At 66.0% G+C, this 20,940-nt stretch carries 1 protein-coding gene; it reads right to left on the bottom strand.

Annotated features, from left to right (window positions below):
* Positions 1-12: 12 nt before the first annotated feature.
* Positions 13-20,883, bottom strand: coding sequence for a non-ribosomal peptide synthase/polyketide synthase (locus ABZ677_RS15715; RefSeq protein WP_358370817.1), 20,871 nt, complete (start codon positions 20,881-20,883; stop codon positions 13-15).
* Positions 20,884-20,940 lie beyond the last annotated feature (57 nt).

Here is a 20,940-nt window from a genome sequence, read left to right as displayed (position 1 = left end):
ACTCGGTTCTCGTCACGACGACGCGATCACCGACTCCGCCCGTTCGATCAACGATGCCAGAGCGGTGTTCAGCCCCTCAGCACCGAGGGCGGGCAAGATACCCGGAACCAGTGCCGACAGTGTGACCGTCACCAGAGCCTGCGGCTTCATAGCCGAGCCCATCGTTGCCGACATCTGTGCCAGTTTGGCGTGCAGAGCAGCGAAATCGATCGTCGTCGATTCGTGTTCGAGTGCCACCGCATCGGGTGCGACGTTCGCTGCCCGGGCAACCAGTTCGGGTAGATCGTCCACCGTCTTGGGCTTGGTTCGCGGTGCGAACTCGGCCTTTTCCTCGTCGGAGAGGATGTCGATGGACCGCAGCACCACATCCGGATCCGAGACGACGGCGTTCAGAATCCGCAGCAGTCGATCGGCGAACGTCGCGATCGACGACTCGTCGAGGATCGCCGTCGCATAGGTGAACGTCGCGTCGATGTCACGCAAAGCGCCGGTGTCGTCGAATAGTTCGACTGCGGTCAGCTGCAGATCGAACTTGGCCTGGTCGTCGCCCGCGGGCAAGGCCTGCACTTGCAGACCCGGCAACTCGAACGTTCCGGTCACGTGGTTCTGGAAGGTCAGCATGGCCTGGAACAGCGGGGTGTAGGCACTCGACCGTGCCCGGCCCAGTGCGTCGACGAGCCGCTCGAAGGGGACGTCCGCGTGGCCGAACGCCGCCAGGTCCTTGTCCTTGGCCTGCTGCAGCAGCTCGGTGAACGTGCCGCTCTGATCGAGTCGAGTTCGCAACACGAGCGTGTTGACGAACATGCCGACGAGCTCGTCGAGTTGCTGTTCACCGCGACCTGCAGTGGGAGTGCCGATGCTGATGTCGGAGGAGTTGCTCAGCCTCGAGAGCAGCACGGCGAAGGCACTGTGCACCACCATGAACGTCGTCGCCGAGTGTTCGCGCGCGATCTTCTCGATCGCCGATGCGATGTCGGTGCCGAACGAGAAGTCGTACGAGGCACCCTGCATCGTCGGGCGAGGCGGTCGCGGCCGATCCAGCGGGAGCGCCAACTGTTCCGGCGCTCCTGCCAACTCGGTCGTCCAGTACGCCAGTTGCTTCGCGAGCGGACTCTCGGGGTCGCTCTCGCTGCCGAGCACGTCACGCTGCCACAGCGCGAAGTCGGCGTACTGGACCGGTAGCGGCGTCCATGCCGGCATCTCCCCCGCAACCCGAGCGGTGTAGGCCACCATGACATCACGGATCAGCGGACCCATCGAGAAGCCGTCGGCGGCGATGTGGTGTGCCACTACAGCGAGTACGTGCTCGTTCTCGGCGACCTGCAGCAGCGCGGCCCGCACCGGAACCGACTTCGTGACGTCGAACCCGGCACCGAGGGTCTCGGTCAGGCGCGAGATCACAGCATCAGGTTCCACCCGCTCGGGCGTCAGGTCGACCCGCACGTCGGCGACGGAACCGATCTGCTGCACCGGCCCGTCGACCGAATCGGGGTATGCCGTGCGCAGAATCTCGTGGCGTCCGAGAACGTCGTCGAATGCCCCGCGCAGGGAGTCGATGTCGAGTGTGCCGGTCAGCCGGACCGCGACAGGAATGTTGTACGCCGAGGAACCGGGGTCGATCCGGTTGATCGTCCACATTCTTTCCTGAGCGATCGAGAGCGGAAGCAGATCGGGTCGCTCACGGACGGTCAGTTCTCGGCGCGCACCGCCACCGACGAGCGGGGCGATGTGAGCGGCCAGACCTGCAACGGTGGACGCCGCGAACACTGCTCGCACCGGAATCTGGGCGTCGAGCGCCTGGCCCAGCCTCGAGACCAATTGCGTTGCGACCAATGAGTTTCCACCGAGCGCGAAGAAGTCGTCGTCGAGTCCGGCGCGATCGAGACCGAGTAGTTCCGCCACGGTGGCCGCGACGATCTCCTCGATCGGAGTGACCGGGGCACGGAACTCGGCAACCTCGAACTGCGGTGCCGGAAGGGCCCGTCGATCCAATTTGCCGTTGGCGTTGAGCGGGAGGGCGTCGAGGACGACGAACGCCGCAGGAACCATGTACGACGGCACGGCGCGAGCGAGTTCGGCTTCGACACTCGCCACGTCGAGTACAGCTCCGGACTGTCCGACGACGTAGGCGACCAACTGGTCCCCCATCGATTCGCCGGAGTGCACCACGACGGCGGTGTCGGCCACCGTTGCCTGTGTGCGCAGGGCAGCCTCGATCTCACCGAGTTCGATGCGGAATCCGCGAATCTTGACCTGGAAGTCGGCACGCTCGATGTAGTCGAGGCGGGCCGCTGCCGGCGCACCGTCGACGAGCGGAACTCGCCAGCGTACGAGGTCGCCCGTGCGATACATCCGCGTTCCGTTCGCGTCGAAAGGATTCGCCACGAACCGCTCGGCGGTGAGGTCTGCTCGCCCGAAGTATCCTCGCGCCAGTTGCGCACCGGCGAGATAGAGCTCTCCGGTGACTCCGGCAGGAACCGGATGGAGGCGAGAGTCCAGCACGAACACGGCGGTGTTGGCCTCGGGCACGCCGATCGGCACGGCCACGGTGTCGGCATCGGTGACCGGGTGCGAGGTCACCGACACCGCTGCCTCGGTCGGGCCGTAGAGGTTGTGCAGCTCGGCGGAACCGTTGTGCCGTCGGAAATCCTGCGCCACCGCTGCGGGTAGTGCTTCACCGATGGCCAGGACGCGTCGCAGATCGGGTGACAGCTCGCCCGCGGCAACGGTGCCGAGCATCGACAACATCGACGGGACCAGATGCAACGTCGTCACCGCGTGCCGACGGACCAGCGTGAGCAGGTAGTCCGGATCGCGATGACCCTCGGGGTTCGCGACGACGAGCCGCCCACCCGAGGTCAGCTGCGACCAGAACTCCCACACCGACAGGTCGAATGTCGCTGCGGTCTTGAGCAGCGAAGCATCGGTCTCGTTCAGGCCGTACTCCGCGCGCAGCCAGTTCAACTGGTTGACGACGGCACCGTGCGAGACCGCCACGCCCTTGGGTCGCCCGGTGGAGCCGGACGTGAAGATGACGTAGGCCGTGTTCTCGGCGGAGAGCACACCGCGGCGCTCGGAGGTCCCCACAGGCGTGGACGACCGGCTCGTGAGATCGAGCTGTGTCAGATCGACGACCGTTGCTGCAGAAGAGATCTCCGGCCCGACGGCACCGGATGTCAGTACGCACAGCGGCGCAGCGGTCTCCAACACGAGCGCGTTGCGCTCGGCCGGCTGATCCGGATCGATCGGGACGTAGGCACCACCGGCCACGGATATGGCGTACATGCCGACGAGCAGATCCACCGATCGCCTGATGGCAAGTCCGACTGGAACTTCGGGTCCGACACCCAGGCCGATCAGGTGACGGGCCAGACGCGACACCCGCTCGGAGAACTCGCCGTACGTCAGCGTGCCGTCGTCGTGCACGAGGGCAACGGCGTCGGCGTGACGCGCTGCCGAGTCCGCGAACAGATCGGCGAGAGTGCTGCCCACTGCGGAATCGAACTCACGGTCGGTGTCGTTCCACTCGTCGACGATGGCGGGCAGCTCACCGTCGAGGAACAGATCCAGGTCGCCGACCGGGGTCGACGGCGACGCCGCGACGGCGTCGAGAACGGCCTCGAACCGCGCGACGAGCGAGCGAGCAGTGCGCTCGTCGAACAGATCGGTCGCGTAGGTCAACAACGCATCGAAGCCACCGGACGCCTCGTCGTCGCGCGGGGCGTCGGAGACGATCAGGTGCAGGTCGAACTGCGACGTTCCGGTCTCGGTGTCCAGTGCCGAGATGTCCAGTCCGTCGAGCTCGAATTCTCGGCGCGCGAAGTTCTGGAACGAGAAGCCGACCTGGAACAGCGGGTGACGGGCCGTCGACCGGGTGGGGTTGACGACCTCGACGAGCCGCTCGAACGGTATGTCGGAATTGGCGAAGGCCTGCAGATCGGTTTCTCGAGCTGCGTCGAGAAGGTCCTCGAAACTCGCTCCGGCAGCCACGTCGAGCCGCAGCACCAACGTGTTCACGAACATGCCGACGAGGTTTTCGATCTCCGCTTCGCCACGACCCGCGATGGGGGTTCCGACGACGATGTCCGGCGATCCCGACATGCGCGAGAGCAGCACGGCGAACGCCGCGTGCACCGCCATGAACACCGTCGCGTTGTGCGCGCGTGCCAGTTCGGACAGTCGAGCGTGCGCGGCTGCGTCGATCCGGAAATCGACGCGGCTGCCCCGGAAGGTCTGCTCGGCGGGACGCGGACGATCGAGCGGTAGTTCGATCTGCTCGGGCAACTCGGCCAGAGCATTCTCCCAGTACCGAATCTGCTGCGCAGCAATCGATTCCGAGTCCTCCTCGGACCCGAGAACCTGTCGCTGCCACAGCGCGTAGTCGGCGTACTGCACCGGCAGCGGTGCCCACGCCGGATCGGAACCGCGGGTGCGCGCGGCATATGCGGTCATGACGTCGGTGGACAACGGCATCACCGAAAGACCGTCGGCACTGATGTGGTGGATGACCATGCCGAGTACGAATTCGGTGTCCGAGACGCGGAAGAGCGCGGTCTTCAGCGGCACCCGGGTCGTGACGTCGAACGTCGCCGACAGCAGCTCCAGAACTCGAGCGGTCACCGACTCCGCGTCGGTGTCGATCACCTCGAGGGTGGTGGGAACCTCCGACATCGGCACTATCACCTGATGTGGGCCCTCGGGTGAATCCGGGTACACCGATCGCAGAGTCTCGTGACGCTCGATCACGTCGGAGACCGCACGTTGCAACGCGTCGACATCGAGACGTCCGCTGAGCCGAAGTGCGAACGGGATGTTGTACGCGGTGGACTGGGAATCGAAGCGGTTGAGGAACCACATCCGCTGCTGCGCGAGCGAGAGCGGCACTCGGCTCGGTCGCGTCGATGCCACCAGCGCCGGACGCGCGCCTGCGCCCGAACCCTGCTCGACCCGCGCAGCCAGAGCCGCGACCGTCGGTGCCTCGAACAGAGCGCGCACGGGAACAGTCGTGTCCGCTGCGGCACCCAGCCTGGACACCACCTGTGTTGCCACCAGCGAATTGCCGCCGAGCTCGAAGAAGTCGTCGTCGAGACCGACACGTTCGACGCCGAGAACATCGGCGAAGACGTCAGCGACCATTTCCTCCACCGGAGTGGTCGGTGGCCGGAATTCACGAGTGCGCGCAGCCGGCTCGGGCAGGACTCGTCGATCCAGCTTTCCGTTGGCGGTCAACGGAATCGCGTCGAGCACCACGAAGGCCGAGGGCACCATGTACTCGGGAAGGTTCTCCCCGATCGCGGCCCTGACGACGTCGATGTCGATGGTCGACTCGGCCGCGGGCACGACGTAGGCAACCAGGCGTGCGGCACCGGGAGTGTCCTCGCGCACGATCACCGCTGCCTGCCCGACGGCAGGAGCGGACGCAACGGCGGATTCGACCTCGCCCAGTTCGATTCGGAAACCGCGGATCTTGACCTGGTCGTCGGCGCGACCGACGAACTCGAGTTCGCCGTCGGTCGACCACCGAGCGACATCGCCGGTGCGGTACAGCACGGATCCGTCACCTGCGAAGGGATCGGCGACGAATCTCGTCGCGCTCAATCCGGCTCGGCCGAGATACCCGCGCGCGACCTGACCACCGGAGACGTACATCTCCCCCGGCACGCCTGCGGGTACCAGCGACAACCGCGAATCCAGTACGTACACCGACAGCCCGGAGATGGCGCGTCCCACCAGGGATCCCGATGCCTGCGCCGCGGACCGCGCGTCCACGACACGGTGCGAGACGTGGACCGTGGTTTCGGTGATGCCGTACATGTTGACCAGTTGCGGGGAATCGTCGCCGTGACGATCGAACCAACCGGCCAGTCGTCGCAGTTCCAGCGCCTCGCCACCGAACACGATGTACCGCAACGAATAGGCATCTGCCGAGCCTGCGGTGCGATCGACCTGATCGAGCTGGTAGAACGCAGACGGAGTTTGGTTGAGAACGGTGACACGCTCACGAATGAGCAACTCCCGCAATGCCTCCGGCGACCTGGAGGTGAAGTAGTCGACCACGACGACGCTACCGCCGGTGGTCAGCGGGCCCCACAGTTCCCACACCGAGAAGTCGAACGCGAACGAGTGGAACAGCGTCCACACGTCGCCTCGACCGAAACCGAAGTGCCGCGCGGTGTTCGCCAACAGCCGTACGACGTTGCGATGCGGGATCAGCACGCCCTTGGGCTTGCCCGTCGAGCCCGAGGTGTAGATGACGTACGCCGTCGCAGCCGCGGTCGCCGGAACCGGATCGGTCGCCGGCAGGTCGCTCTCGGCCGAGGCGGTGTCGATGTCGATCCTGGGAAGCGCTGCGGGGAGCGCCACCTCCACACCGGTCCACGTCAGGACGGCCACCGGACGAGAATCGGTGAGGACGAATTCGATGCGGTCCGCCGGGTAGGACGGATCGATCGGTACGTAGGCACCCCCGGCTTTGAGCACCGCCAGCAGTGCCACGACGAGATCGGCGGTGCGCGGCAGCACGACGGCCACCAGCGACTCCGGCCCGACCCCCTGGGCGGCGAGAATTCTCGCCAGCGCCGTCGAGGACTCGTCGATCTGTCGGTAACTCGTGGAGGCACCCTCGAACACCACTGCGGGAGCGTCGGGGTCCTCGGCCACCCGAGCGGCGAAGAGATCGACGATCGTGTCGAGCGAATCGGCGACGGCAGGCGCGTCCTGGGCGAGTGCGAGAACACGGCCGCGTTCGGCTTCGTCCATCACCGGGACGTCGCCGATTCGCTGACCCGGGTCGAGTGCCACGGACTCGAGGACGCGGATCAGACGTTCGCCGATTGCACGCGCCGTGCTGTCGTCGTACAGGTCGCGGGCGAAGGTGACATCGATGGTCATGCCGCCGTCGACGTGGTTCTCGGTGAACGTGAACTGAACGTCGAACTTGGCCGTCTCGACCTCGAGGTCGACTGCGCGCACGCTCAGGCCCGGGAGTTCGAGCTCGGTCTGCTCCATGTTCTGCACGGTGAGCATCACCTGGACGAGCGGGTGACGAGCCGCCGACCGCGGTGGGTCGAGTACCTCGACGAGCCGCTCGAACGGCACCTCGGCGTGGGCGAACGCCGACAGGTCGGTCTCGCGTGCCCGCGCCAGAAGCTCGGTGAATGCGCCGCCGTGATCGATATCGGTGCGCAGCACCAGCGTGTTGACGAACATTCCGATGACGTCGTCGAGTGCGGCCTCGCCGCGCCCTGCGACCGGTGTACCGATCGCGATGTCGGTCTCTCCGGACAGTCGGGCCAGCAGCACGGCGAGCGAGGAGTGCAACACCATGAACAGCGAGCTCTGGTTGGCGCGGGCCACGTCGCCGAGGCGTCCGTGCGTGTCTGCATCGAGGGCGAGGGTGATGTTGCCGCCGCGGTACGACGACCGATCCGGGCGGACTCGATCGCCGGGGAAGGTGACCTCGTCCGGCAGCGAAGCGAGTGCCCGAGTCCAGTGCCGAATCTGGTTCGAGACCGGTGACGTCGGATCGTCCTCGGAGCCGAGAACGGCCTGCTGCCAGAGCGTGTAGTCGACGTAGCGGACGGCGAGCGGAGCCCAACCGGGCTCGGTGCCCGCGCTGCGCGCCGCGTACGCGACCATCAGATCCCGAGTCATGGGACCGATCGAGAATCCGTCTGCGGCAATGTGATGGGTGACGAACGCCAGAACGTGACGGTCCGACTCCAGCTCGAACAACGCGGCACGCAACGGCGGCGCAGTGGTGACGTCGAACCCGCCCATGGCCAGCGCCGCCAAAGTTGACGGCAGTTCGGCCGTGGTGGTCGCCGTAGGCACCAGATCCGGAACCACCTGCTGAGCCGGAACGATCACCTGAGAAGCGACACCGTCGACCTCCGGGTAGACCGTTCGCAGCGACTCGTGCCGCTCGACGACGTCGGCGACGGCCGCGCGCAGGGCGGGGATGTCGAGGTCGCCGCCGAGATCGATGGCGACGGGGAGGTTCTCCGTCGCGGACTCGGGGTCGAACCGATTGAGGAACCACATGCGGCGCTGCGCGAGCGAGAGCGGTACCAGATCCGGCAGATCGGTGCGCACCAGAGGAATTCGACGGCCCGAACCCGAGAGCTCGTCGAGCCTGGCCGCCAGGGCGGACACGGTCGAGGCCTCGAAGATGGTCCGGACGGTCACCGTGGTGTCGAGTGCCGCGCCGATTCTCGACGCCACTCTCGTGGCGACGAGGGAGTTGCCGCCGAGGGCGAAGAACTCGTCGTCCGCACCGACCACATCGATTCCGAGGACATCGCGGAACACTTCTGCAACAACGGTTTCCGATGTGGTGGCCGGCGCACGGAAAGCACGCTGCTCGATGTTCGGCTCAGGCAGCGCACGACGATCGAGCTTGCCGTTGGGCGTCAGCGGCAGTGCGTCGAGTACGACGGTCGCGGCCGGGACCATGTAGCTCGCGAGTGAGCGCGACGCGAACTCCGTCAGTTCGGCAACGTCGACGGTTCCGCCGACGGCGGGTACGACGTAGGCGACCAGTTGATCGCCCGCGGCAGCTGTCTGCCGAACCAGAACGACGGCCGATTCCACGGACCGATGCTTGCGCAGCACGGTCTCGATCTCGCCGAGTTCGATCCGCAGCCCGCGGAGCTTGACCTGGAAGTCGGTGCGGCCCAGGTACTCCAACCGTCCCGAACCGGAGGGCACCGCACGCCAGCGCACCAGGTCACCGGTGCGGTACATGCGCGTGCCCGGTTCTCCGAACGGGTCGGGAAGGAATCGATCGGCCGTCAGGTCCGTTCGTCCGAGGTATCCGCGGGCCAGTTGAACTCCGGCGAGGTACAGCTCGCCCGCCACCCCGGGAGCGACCGGAGACAGTCGCGCGTCGAGGACGTACGTTCTGGTGTTCCACACCGGGACACCGATCGGCACGAGGTCGACGTCCGCCTCCGACACCGCGTGATAGGTGACGTCGACGGCAGCCTCGGTGGGACCGTAGAGGTTGTGCAGCGCCACGCCCGGCAGCACCCGTCGGAGCCGATCGCCGACCTCGGCGGGTAGCGCCTCTCCGGAGGCGAACAGAGTCCGCAGAGTGGTGGCCGCAGTCGACGGCGCTGCTGCCACGACGGAAACGAAGACCTCGAGCAGCGAGGGTACGAAGTGTGCCGTCGTGACCGACTGCGCCTCGATCGTCTCGAGCAGGTACTGCGGATCACGATGACCGTCGGGTTTCGCGATGACCAACGTGGCACCGATCTGCAACGGCCAGAACAGCTCCCATACCGACACGTCGAACGTGACGGGGGTTTTCTGCAGCACGACGTCGTCGGCGGTGAGCTCGTATTCCGACTGCATCCACAGCAGGCGGTTCACGATCGCCTCGTGGGTGACGGCCACGCCCTTGGGCTGCCCGGTCGAACCCGACGTGAAGATGACGTAGGCGGTGTTCGACGGTGCCAGCGCACCGATTCGGTCCGCGTCGGTGATCGGCGTGTCGGAGAAGCCGGACAGATCGAGGGTGTCGATGTCGAGGACCTCGACGCCGTCGGCCTCCACCGTGTCTCGTGACGTGGTCAACACGCAGACCGGTGCCGCGGTTCCGAGAATGTGTGCGATCCGCTCGGCCGGCTGGTCGGGATCGATCGGTACGTACGCGCCACCGGCGGCGATGATCGCGTGGATTCCGACGAGCAGTTCCACCGAGCGACGGGCAGCGATGCCCACTGCGCTCTCGGGTCCGACACCACGGTCGATCAGGAAGCGCGCCAGCCGAGCGACCCGTTCCTGGAATTCGCCGTAGGTGAGCGTGTCGTCTCCGAAAACCAGTGCGGTGGAAAACGAGTCGACCTGTCCGGCGAGGGAGGCCAACGTCTGTGCTCGGTCGACCTCGTGCTCGGTGTCGTTCCAGTCGACCAGCACACGCCTGCGTTCGACGGGCTCGAGCAGTTCGATGTCACCGACCACGGTCGAGAGGTTGTCGGCGACGGCTTCGAGAACTGTGATCAGGCGATCGCCCAGCGTGACGACCGTGGCTTCGTCGAACAGATCGGTGGCGTAGGTGACGTCGACGGTCATGCCCTGCGGAGCGCCGCTGGGTCCAATCGACTCGACGAACGTGAACTGCAGATCGAACAGTGCGACCAGCGTCTCGAAATCGACACCGGAGACCGACAGTCCCGGCAGTTCGAGATCCTTCTGTCCCAGGTTCTGGAACGCGAGCACCACCTGCACGAGGGGATGACGAGCCGTGGATCGGGCGGGGTTGAGGATTTCGACCAGTCGCTCGAACGGTACGTCCACGTGAGCCAGAGCCGACAGGTCGGTCTCGCGGGTGTCGGCGAGTACCTGGTCGAATCGACGCGCTGTGTCGATCTCGGTGCGCAACACCAGCGTGTTGACGAACATGCCGATCAAGTCGTCCAGGGCAGCTTCACCGCGCCCGGCGACCGGGGTGCCGATCGCGATGTCGGCTTCGCCGGACAACCGCGACAGCAGTACGGCCAAGGAGGTGTGCACAACCATGAACAGCGAGGCGTTCTCTGCTCTGGCGGCATCGATCAGTGCACGGTGCAGATCCTCGTCGATGGAGAAGCGCACGAGCGCACCACTGTTCGACGCCACGACGGGCCTCGGGCGGTCGGACGGCACGTCGAGCTGGTCCGGCAGGCCGGCCAAAGCGGTTGTCCAGTAGTCGATCTGCTGCGAGACGACAGACTGCGGGTCGTCCTCGGAACCGAGTACCTGGCGCTGCCAGAGGCTGTAGTCGGCGTAGTCGATCGGCAGCGGAGACCAGAAGGGTTCCTGGTTCAGCGAGCGAGCCGCGTACGCGTTCATCACGTCTCGGGTCAGCGGGCCCAGCGAGAACCCGTCGGCCGCGATGTGGTGGACGACGAACACCAACAGGTGCTCGGTGGGGCTGACCTCGAAGAGTCTGGTTCGGAAGGGCAGGTCCTTCGACAGGTCGAATCCGGTGGTCGCCAGTTCTCGCAACGCATCCGCGACCTCGTGTGCGGCGATGTCGATGGGCGTCAGATCCGGCGTGGCCGAGGCTGCGTCGACGATGACCTGGTGTGCGGTTCCGTCGGTCTCCGGGAACACCGTGCGCAGGGATTCCTGCCGAGCCACGACGTCCGCGACCGCAATCTGCATTGCGCGGCGGTCCAGCAGACCGGACAGTCGCACGGCGATCGGAATGTTGTTGGCTGCGGATTCGACGTCGAACTTGTTGAGGAACCACATTCGCTGCTGCGCGAGCGACAACGGAATGTGTTGCGGCCGTTGCTGAGGCACCAACGGCGGGCGGCTTCCCGTGGCGACCAGTGTGCCCAACCGCGCGGCCAGATCGGCCACCGTGGAGGTGTCGAACAGCTCTCGCACCGCGATTCTGGTGTCCATGGCCACGCCCAGTCGCGAGACCAGTTGCGTTGCGATGAGGGAGTTTCCGCCGAGCTCGAAGAAGTCGTCGTCGAGACCGACACGCTCGACTCCGAGGACCTGGGCGAAGACCTCGGCAACGGTGCGTTCGATGTCGTTGGTCGGTTCCCGGTACTCGGTCACCTCGAAAGCGGGATCGGGTAGCGCCTTACGGTCGAGCTTTCCACTCGCGCCGAGCGGAAACTCTTCGAGCACGATCAGCGTCGACGGCACCATGTACTCCGCGAGCCGAGACCGCAGCGCGCCGAGGACGGCACCGGTTTCCACCGAGGCACCGGCCGGTACGACGTACCCGACGAGTTGCTCGTGGCGGACCACGACGACCGCCTGGGAGATCGAGCGTTGTGCCAGCAATGCCGATTCGATCTCGCCGAGTTCGATGCGCAGGCCGCGCAGCTTCACCTGGAAGTCCGACCGTCCCACGTATTCGAGCTCGCCGTTGCGGTTCCACCGCACGACGTCGCCGGTGCGATAGAGGCGCCGCCCGCCGGTAGCGAACGGATGTGCCACGAAGCGGTCCGCGGTCAGGTCCGAGCGTCCCACATAGCCACGTGCCAGCTGAGTACCCGCGAGATAGAGCTCACCTGCGACACCGACGGGAGTGGGATTCAGTCGCGAATCGAGCACGTAGACAGAGGTGTTCCACACCGGTGCTCCGATGGGCATCACCTCCGAATCCTCGTCCGTGACAGCGTGATAGGTCACGTCGACGGCAGCCTCGGTTGGGCCGTACAGGTTGTGCAACTCCACTCCAGCGATTGCCCGCCGTAGCGCGCGGGCCGTGGTCGGAGCCAATGCCTCACCGGATGCGAACACCAACCGCAGCGAGGCACCCGACGCTCGGCGTCGCTCCACCTCGGGTACGAACACCGACATCATCGACGGCACGAAGTGCACCACCGAAACATGCTCGCGAGCAATGACATCGAGCAGATACAACGCATCCCGATGACCGTCCGGAACAGCGATGGCCACCGACGCCCCGTTCTGCAGCGCCCAGAAGAACTCCCACACAGACACATCGAATGTCGACGGAGTCTTCTGCAACACCACGTCCTCGGCGGTCAACCCGTACTCGTGCTGCATCCACAACAACCGATTCACGATCGCCTCGTGCGAGACACCCACGCCCTTGGGACGTCCCGTCGAACCCGATGTGAAGATCACGTACGCGAGATTCGTCGCCCGCAACGGTGCCGTGCGCTCGGCATCGGTCAACGGTGCCGCAGACAGACCCGACACATCGACGCTGTCGATGTCGATCGTCTCGACCCCCGCGAACTCCACGTGATCACGCGTCGTCGACAACACTCGAACCGGAGCCGCCGTGGCAACGATGTACTCGTTCCGATCCGCCGGTTGCGACGGATCGATCGGCACGTATCCCGCACCGGCCTTCACGATCGCGTACATACCCACGAACAGGTCCAGACTCCGCCCGATCGCGAGCCCCACCAGCGAATCAGGCCCAACCCCGGCCGACACCAGAAGTCGCGCAAGACGATTCGCACGCCCCGCGAACTCCGCATAGGTCAACCGCTCACCCTCGAACACCAATGCTCTGGCATCCGGAGTCTCGGCCACCTGACGATCGAACAGGTCGACCAGCGTCACCTGGTCCGGTACCTCGTGTTCGGTGCGGTTCCACGCTGTCACGACTCGGTCGCGCTCGCCGTCGTCGAGAAGGTCGATGTCTCCCACCGACAGCGAGGGATCTGCCACCACGGCACTGAGTATCCGCACGAAACGTTCGGAGAACCCTCTCACCGTCGCGGCGTCGAACAGGTCGGTCGCGTAGGTCAACTCGGCGGCCATGCCCTGTCCGCGACCGTCCACTCCGATGGACTCGGTGACGGTCAGCTGCAGGTCGAACTTCGCCACCTCGGCATCGAGGGCGACGCTGTCCACCGACAGACCCGGTAGGTCGACGTGCGTGCGGGTGAGGTTCTCGAACGAGAGCATCACCTGGAACAGGGGGTGCCGCGCCTGCGATCGGGACGGATTGAGCACCTCGACCAAACGCTCGAACGGCAGATCGGCGTGTCCGAACGCGCCGAGCGCCACTTCGCGGGCGCGCCCGATCTGCTCCGAGAACGTCCGACCCGACTCGATGTCGGTGCGCAACACGAGGGTGTTGACGAACATGCCGACCACGTCGTCGAGGGCTGCGTCGCCTCGGCCTGCGACCGGAGTACCGATCGCGATGTCCTCGGTGCCGGACAGGCGTGCGAGCAGCACCGCCAGAGCGGCGTGGACGACCATGAACAGCGATGCGTTGTGCGTGTGGGCCAGCGAGGACAGGCCTCGATGGACCTCGGCCGGTACATCGAATCGGATCGACGATCCTTGGTAGGACTGACGATTCGGGCGCGGCCGATCGGTCGGCAGATCCAGCTGATCGGGCAGACCGGCAAGCATGTCGGCCCAGTAGTCGACCTGACCGGAGATCAGCGATTGCGGATCGTCCTCGGAGCCGAGAACCGAACGCTGCCACAGGCTGTAGTCGGCGTACTGCACCTCGAGCGGCATCCACGCCGGGTTCTCCCACGCGGTACGCGAGGCGTACGCGATCATGAGGTCGCGGGCCAGCGGACCCATCGACCAGCCGTCGGCCGAGATGTGGTGCACCACCATGGCGATGACGTGCTCGCGAGGACCGATCTCGAAGAGGCGGGCCTGAATCGGAACGTTGACCGTCACGTCGAACGTCGTCGACGCCAGTGTGAAGACCTGCCGCTGGATATCGGCTGCGGACGTCGGAATAGGCATCAGGTTCGGCACCGTCTGAGCGGCGTCGAGGATGGACTGCTGCGGGCCGGCCGCGGCGTCCGGGTAGACCGTACGCAGCGACTCGTGCCGGTCGATCACGTCCATGATCGCAACCTGCAGCGCGGCGACGTCGAGTTCACCGGTCAGTCTCAGTGCGAACGGAATGTTGTACGCGGTGGAGTCGGCATCGAATCGATTGAGGAACCACATTCGCTGCTGCGCGAGCGAGAGCGGAATTCGCTCGGGCCGCACGGTCGCGACGAGTGCGGTGCGGCCGCCCTCCCCTGCGGCCTGCTCAACCCGTACTGCGAGCAGCGCCACGGTCGACGCCTCGAACAGCATGCGCACCGGCACGGTGGCATCGAGAGCGACTCCCAGGCGCGAGACCACCTGTGTGGCGATCAGCGAGTTACCGCCGAGCTCGAAGAAATCGTCGTCGAGACCCACGCGCTCCACCCCGAGAACGTCCGCGAAGACGTCGGCAACGATCTCCTCGATCGGTGTCGTCGGGGCACGGAACTCGCGCACCTCGAACACCGGAGCCGGCAGTGCCCGGCGATCGAGCTTGCCGTTGACGGTCAGTGGGATGGCGTCGAGCACGACGAACGCCGACGGCACCATGTACTCCGGAAGTACCTCGGCGATACCGGTTCTGATGTCTTCGATGTCGACGATCGGCCGACCCTCGACCGCAGCGGACACCACGTAGGCGACCAGTCGAGCTGCACCGGGCGAGTCCTCGCGAACGACCACGGCGGCCTGGGTGACGGTCGGCTGTGCGGTCACCGCCGCCTCCACCTCGCCCAGCTCGATGCGGAATCCACGGACCTTGACCTGATCGTCGGAACGACCGAGGTATTCGAGTTCGCCTGCGGCGTTCCACTGTGCGAGGTCACCGGTTCGGTACAGCAGCGATCCGTCGTCGGCTCCCGACGAGAAGGGGTTCGCCACGAAGCGAACCGACGTCAGCTCCCGGCGGCCGAGATAACCGCGGGCGAGTTGTCCACCGGCAACGTACATTTCGCCGGGCACCCCGACCGGAACCGGATGCAGGCGGGTGTCCAGCACGAACACCCGCAGTCCGGCGATGGGCTTGCCGACCACCGAGGCACTGGTCTCGACGGACGCGGCATCGAGCGCACGATAGGACACGTGCACGGTCGTCTCGGTGATGCCGTACATGTTGACGAGCTGGGGCGAACGGTGCCCGTGCCGCTCGAACCACCCGGTCAGACGCCGTTGTTCGAGGGCTTCACCGCCGAAGATCACGTAGCGCAGTGACAGTTCGCCATGATCGGTTGCCGTCGTGCGATCGGCCTCGGACAGCTGATAGAACGCCGACGGCGTCTGGTTGAGCACCGTGACCTGCTCGTCGACGAGCAAGCGGTGGAATGCCTCCGGCGACCGCGAGGTGAAGTAGTCGACGACGACCAACGTGCCGCCGTACAGCAACGGGCCCCACAGCTCCCACACCGAGAAATCGAAGGCGTAGGAGTGGAACATCGTCCACACGTCGTCGGCACCGAAGCCGTAGACCGAATCGGTGTTGTCGAGCAGCCGAACGACGTTGCGGTGCGGAATCATCACGCCCTTGGGGCGGCCTGTCGAACCCGAGGTGTAGATGACGTAGGCGACGTTCTCGGGTCGCAGCGGGCTCGTCCGGTCCTCGTCGGTGAGACGATCGCCGGACACCGACGACAGATCGACGGTGTCGATGTCGAGCAATGCTGCGCCGGTACGAGATTCGACGTCGGACGGCAGTTCCACTCGGTTCGAGCCGGACAACAGTACGGTTGTGGGCCGAGCGTCGTCGAGCATGTACTCGACTCGGTCGAGTGGGTAGCTCGGATCGACGGGGAGGTATCCACCGCCGGCTTTGATCACCGCGACGAGCGCGACGACGAGTTCCGCAGACCGCGGAAGGGCGACGGCGACCAGGCTTTCGGGGCCGACGCCGTGGGAGATGAGAACGCGGGCAAGACGGTTGGAGTGCGCGTCGAACTCGGCGTAGGTCATCGACGAGTCACCGAAGCGCACCGCGACGCCGTCCGGGTGACGTGCGGCAGCGGCGTCGAGCAGATCCACCAGGGTCAGCTCCCGAGAGACGTCGTCTCCCGATGCGTTCCACTGCGACACCACGGACCGGTGCTCCGCGGCATCGACGATCGCGACGTCGCCGACCGGCACCGTCGAGTCCGTGGTGACCGCGTCCAGAATCGCCAGGAAGCGACGAGCGAAACTCTCGACGAGATCGGCGTCGAACAGATCTGTGGCGTACTCGAACACCGCGTCGATACCCGCGGGTGCCCCGTCGTCGAGATGCTCGGTCAGCCACAGCTGCACGTCGAATTTGGCGATGGGAACGTCGAATTCGGCGGCTGTGGCGCGCAGGCCACCGACGGTGAGTTCACGAGACATCGCCGATTCCAGCGAGATCGCGACCTGGAACAGCGGGTGCCGGGACGTCGAACGCACCGGATTCAGCACCTCCACGAGGCGCTCGAACGGCACGTCTGCATGCGCGAACGCGGACAGGTCCGTGTCACGAACGCGCGAGAGGAGTTCCTCGAACGTCAACGCCGGATCGACCTCGGTGCGCAGTACGAGCGTGTTGACGAACATGCCGACCAGGTCGTCGAGTGCTGGTTCTCCGCGACCGGCCACGGGCGCACCGATGGCGATGTCGGTGGTGCCACTGAGCCGGGCGAGCAGGAGCGCGTACGCGGACTGCATGACCATGAACAGCGAGGCGTTGTTCGCCCGGGCCAGGCTCGCCAGCGAGGCGTGCAGATGCGCAGGCACGTCCACCCGAAGCTTGCTGCCCGCGTTCGAGGACACTGCGGGGCGAGGCCTGCTCGACGGCAGCGCCAACTGATCGGGAAGATCTTCGAGAGTCGCGCTCCAGTACGCGATTTCGCGCGAAGCCAGGGACAGCGGATCGGTCTCGGGACCGAGCACCGCTCGTTGCCACAGCGCGTAGTCGGCGTATTGGACCTCGAGCGGCGTCCACTCGGGTGCGCGCCCCTTGACCCGGCTCGAGTAGGCCACCAGCACATCCCGCGCCAGCGGACCGAACGACGCCCCGTCGGCGGCGATGTGGTGCAGCACCATCGCGAGTTCGTGCTCGGTCGGTGAGATCTCGAAGAGTGCGATGCGGAACGGTGTATCGACCGTGACGTCGAATCCCTTGGCGACCAGTTCGTGCAGGCGACCGCCCAGTTCGTCGCGTTCGATGCGGACCGGCAGAATCGTCGCCGGGGTCCGCGCCGCCGTGAGCACAACCTGTTCCGGAGAGCCGTCCACCTCAGGGTAGACGGTGCGCAGGGTCTCGTGTCGGTCGACGACGTCGGCGAATGCGGCCGACAGAGCGACCACGTCGAGCGGCCCGGTCAGACGGACGGAGAACGGCAGGTTGTACACCGCGGTGGTGGGGTCGAAGCGGTTGAGGAACCACATACGCTGTTGCGCAGGAGAGAGTGGAATACGTTCGGGCCGTTCCCGCGACTCCAGCACCGGGGTGTCCGCCCCGAGCCGAGCCGCCGATTCGGCCCTGGCCGCCAGCGCGCCGACCGTGGGAGCTTCGAACAGCTCACGGACGCCGAGGCGAACTCCGAGAGCGCTGCCGACTCGCGTCACCAACTGCGTGGCGATCAGAGAGTTGCCACCGAGCTCGAAGAAGTCCTCGTCCAGACCGACCTTGGAGGCACCGAGCAGATCCTCGTAGATACCGGCGACGACGTACTCCGCCCGGCTCTGCGGGGCCCGATACTTCTTCGCGCTGCTGAACACCGGTTCCGGCAACGCTTTTCGGTCGAGCTTGCCACTGGTGTTCAGTGGCAGGGCGTCGAGGACGACGACCGCTGCAGGCACCATGTACGACGGTAGGGCGTGGCCGGCGAACTCGATCGCCGCGGCGGATTCGATGGATCGTCCCGGAGCCGCGACGACATACGCAACCAACTGATCACCGGTGACCGTCTGGACCACCAATACCACTGCCTGCGATATCGATTCGTTGGCGAGCAGAACCGTTTCGATCTCGCCGAGCTCGATGCGTTGTCCGCGGAACTTGACCTGGAAGTCCGTCCGGCCGATGTAGTCCAACACTCCGTCGCCACGCCAGCGCACGAGGTCACCGGTGCGGTACATCCGCTCGCCGCCGGTGCCGAAGGGGTTGGCGACGAAGCGATCCGAGCTCAGATCCGGTCGGCCCACGTAGCCGCGCGCCAGCTGAACTCCCGCGAGGTACAGCTCGCCCGATTCGCCGATCGGGGTCGGTCGCAGCCGACCGTCGAGAACGAAGGCCTTGGTGTTCCACTCGGGCACACCGATCGGAACGGTGCGGGTGTCCTGCGGTCCGCTGGGGTGATAGGTGACCGAGACTGCGGCCTCGGTGGGGCCGTAGAGATTGTGCAGCCCCGCCGAGCACAGTGCGCGGAACGACGCTGCGGTCTCGACCGGCAATGCCTCGCCGATGACGAACACGTGGCGCAACGAACTGCAGGTACCCGTCGGCGCATTGGCCACGAACACCGTCAGCATCGACGGCACGAAATCGGTGATGGTGACCCGATGTTCGGCGATCTTGTTGGCCACGTAGACCGAATCTCGATGCCCGTCGGGAGTGGCGAGCACCATTGTCGCGCCGACCCGCAGAGGCAGGAAGAATCCCCAGAGCGAGACGTCGAAGGTGGTGGCCGTCTTCTGCAGATAGACGTCGGATGCATCCATCGGATACTCCGAGAGCATCCACTCCATCTGATTGTCGATCGCCGCGTGTTCGACCGCGACGCCCTTCGGCCGTCCGGTCGAACCGGAGGTGTAGATCACGTACGCGGTATTCGAGAGTCGCAGTGGCGCAGTACGTTCGGCATCCCGAACGGGTGCCGTGGACCGCGACGCGCAGTCGACGAGGTCGACCGCAACCGTCTCGGTTCCCTCGGGCAGTTCGACGTCGTCGTGCGAGGAGATCAGCACGCATCGCGGCTGTGCCGAGTCGAGAATGTACGCGGTGCGATCGGCAGGGTGGTCGGGGTCGATCGGCACCCAGGCACCGCCCGCCGCCACGATCGCGTACATGCCGACGACGAGGTCGAACGAACGGCGGATCGAGAGTCCGACGAGAGTCTCGGGGCCGACACCCATATCGATCAGGTGACGAGCCAGGTCGTTCACTCGCGCGGAGAGTGCACCGTAGGTGACCGACTCGCCCTCGTACACCAGGGCCGTCGCGTCGGGGTGTGCGGCCGCAGCCGCTTCGAAGGCGGACAGCAGCGTGCGTGGCTCGGTCTCGTGCTCGGTGGCATTCCACTCGGCCACGACGAGTTCGCGTTCGCCACCGTCGGTCAGTGCCAGATCCCACACCGCGCTCTTGGCTCCCGCCGCCACGAACCGGGCGAAGAATTCGACGAACCTCTCGTGGTTGCGCCCGGACTGCTCGGGTCCGTACAGATTGGGGTTGGACTCGAAGTCGATGTGGGTGGTCGACCCGGCAACGCTGGTGTAGAGGTTGAGCCCGAAATCCTCGATGAGGCCGGTCGAGAGAATGTTGATGCCGCCGACCATCGAACCGAGGCGCACCTCGCCGAAGAACAGCATGATGTTGACCCACGGACCGAAGAACGAGGCCTGACCGCTGGCCGCTCCGGAATCGCGCCGAATGTCCTCGTGCCGGTATCGCTGGTGCCGCAGGGCCCCGGAGACCTCGGCGTTGACGCGCGCGAGCAGCGTCTCGACGGTGGTGTCACCCGACACGTCGAGTCGGAGGGGAACGACGTTGGAGACCATGCCGCCGGAACGGCGCAACACCGCGGTGGTGCGCGCGGTGACCGGGAGCGAGAGCACGACGTCCTCGCGTCCGGTCATCTGCGCGAGGTAGGCGGCGAAGCCGGCGATGACGATGGTCGCCATCGTCGTGTCGGTCTCGCTTCGCAGGGCTTCGAGTCCGTCCATCGTCTCGGCGGACAGGGCTGTGCTGTCGATCTGACTCGTCGCCGCCGGTGCAGCCGTGTGACCGGCGAGGGTGGTGACTCCGTCGATACCGTCGATCCGCGACGCCCAGTACTCGCGGTCGGCCTCGAAACGGCTCGAGTCGCGGTAGGCCACGTCGATGTCGTAGACCTTCGTCAGGTCCGACGCCAGGTTCTTGCTCGGTTCGGTGCCCTCCACCGCCGCGGTGTAGAGCTCCGCCGCACGGTTCATGAACGTGACGGCACCGAATCCGTCGAGCACGACGTGATGCACGCGCTCGTACCAGAACCAGACGTCGTCCTCGAGGCGCAGCACGGTCGCGGCGATCAGTCGGTCGCGCAGAATGTCGATCGGCGCGCTGTAGTCGCCGTGCATCCACGCCAGGGCCGCTGCACGAGGATCGGCCTCGCCGCGTAGGTCCAGGTAGTTCAGGGAGTCGTCGAGGGTGGGATCGACGATCTGCCGGGGCTCGGCGTCGATCTCGACGATGCGCACGAATCCGGACTGCAGTTCGAGTGCCGCCTGTGAGGATGATCGACGAAGCAACTCCACGTCGAGCTCGCCGTGCAGCTCGATGTACTGGGCGATGTTCGCGGGTACCGAGGGGTCCACATGCTGCGCGAACCACATTCCCAATTGGGCCGGTGACAGGGGGAACGACGAATGCTCAGGACTGCCGACTCCGTCGTCGTGTCCAGCACCTTCCACACCTAGCGGGTCCAATCGATTCCTCTCTTTCCCACAATCACACGCGCCCCCACCGGC

Source organism: Rhodococcus sp. NPDC006774 (genome assembly GCF_040636045.1).
Taxonomy (GTDB): Bacteria; Actinomycetota; Actinomycetes; order Mycobacteriales; family Mycobacteriaceae; genus Rhodococcoides.
This window is presented reverse-complemented; position numbering and strand designations above follow the sequence as displayed.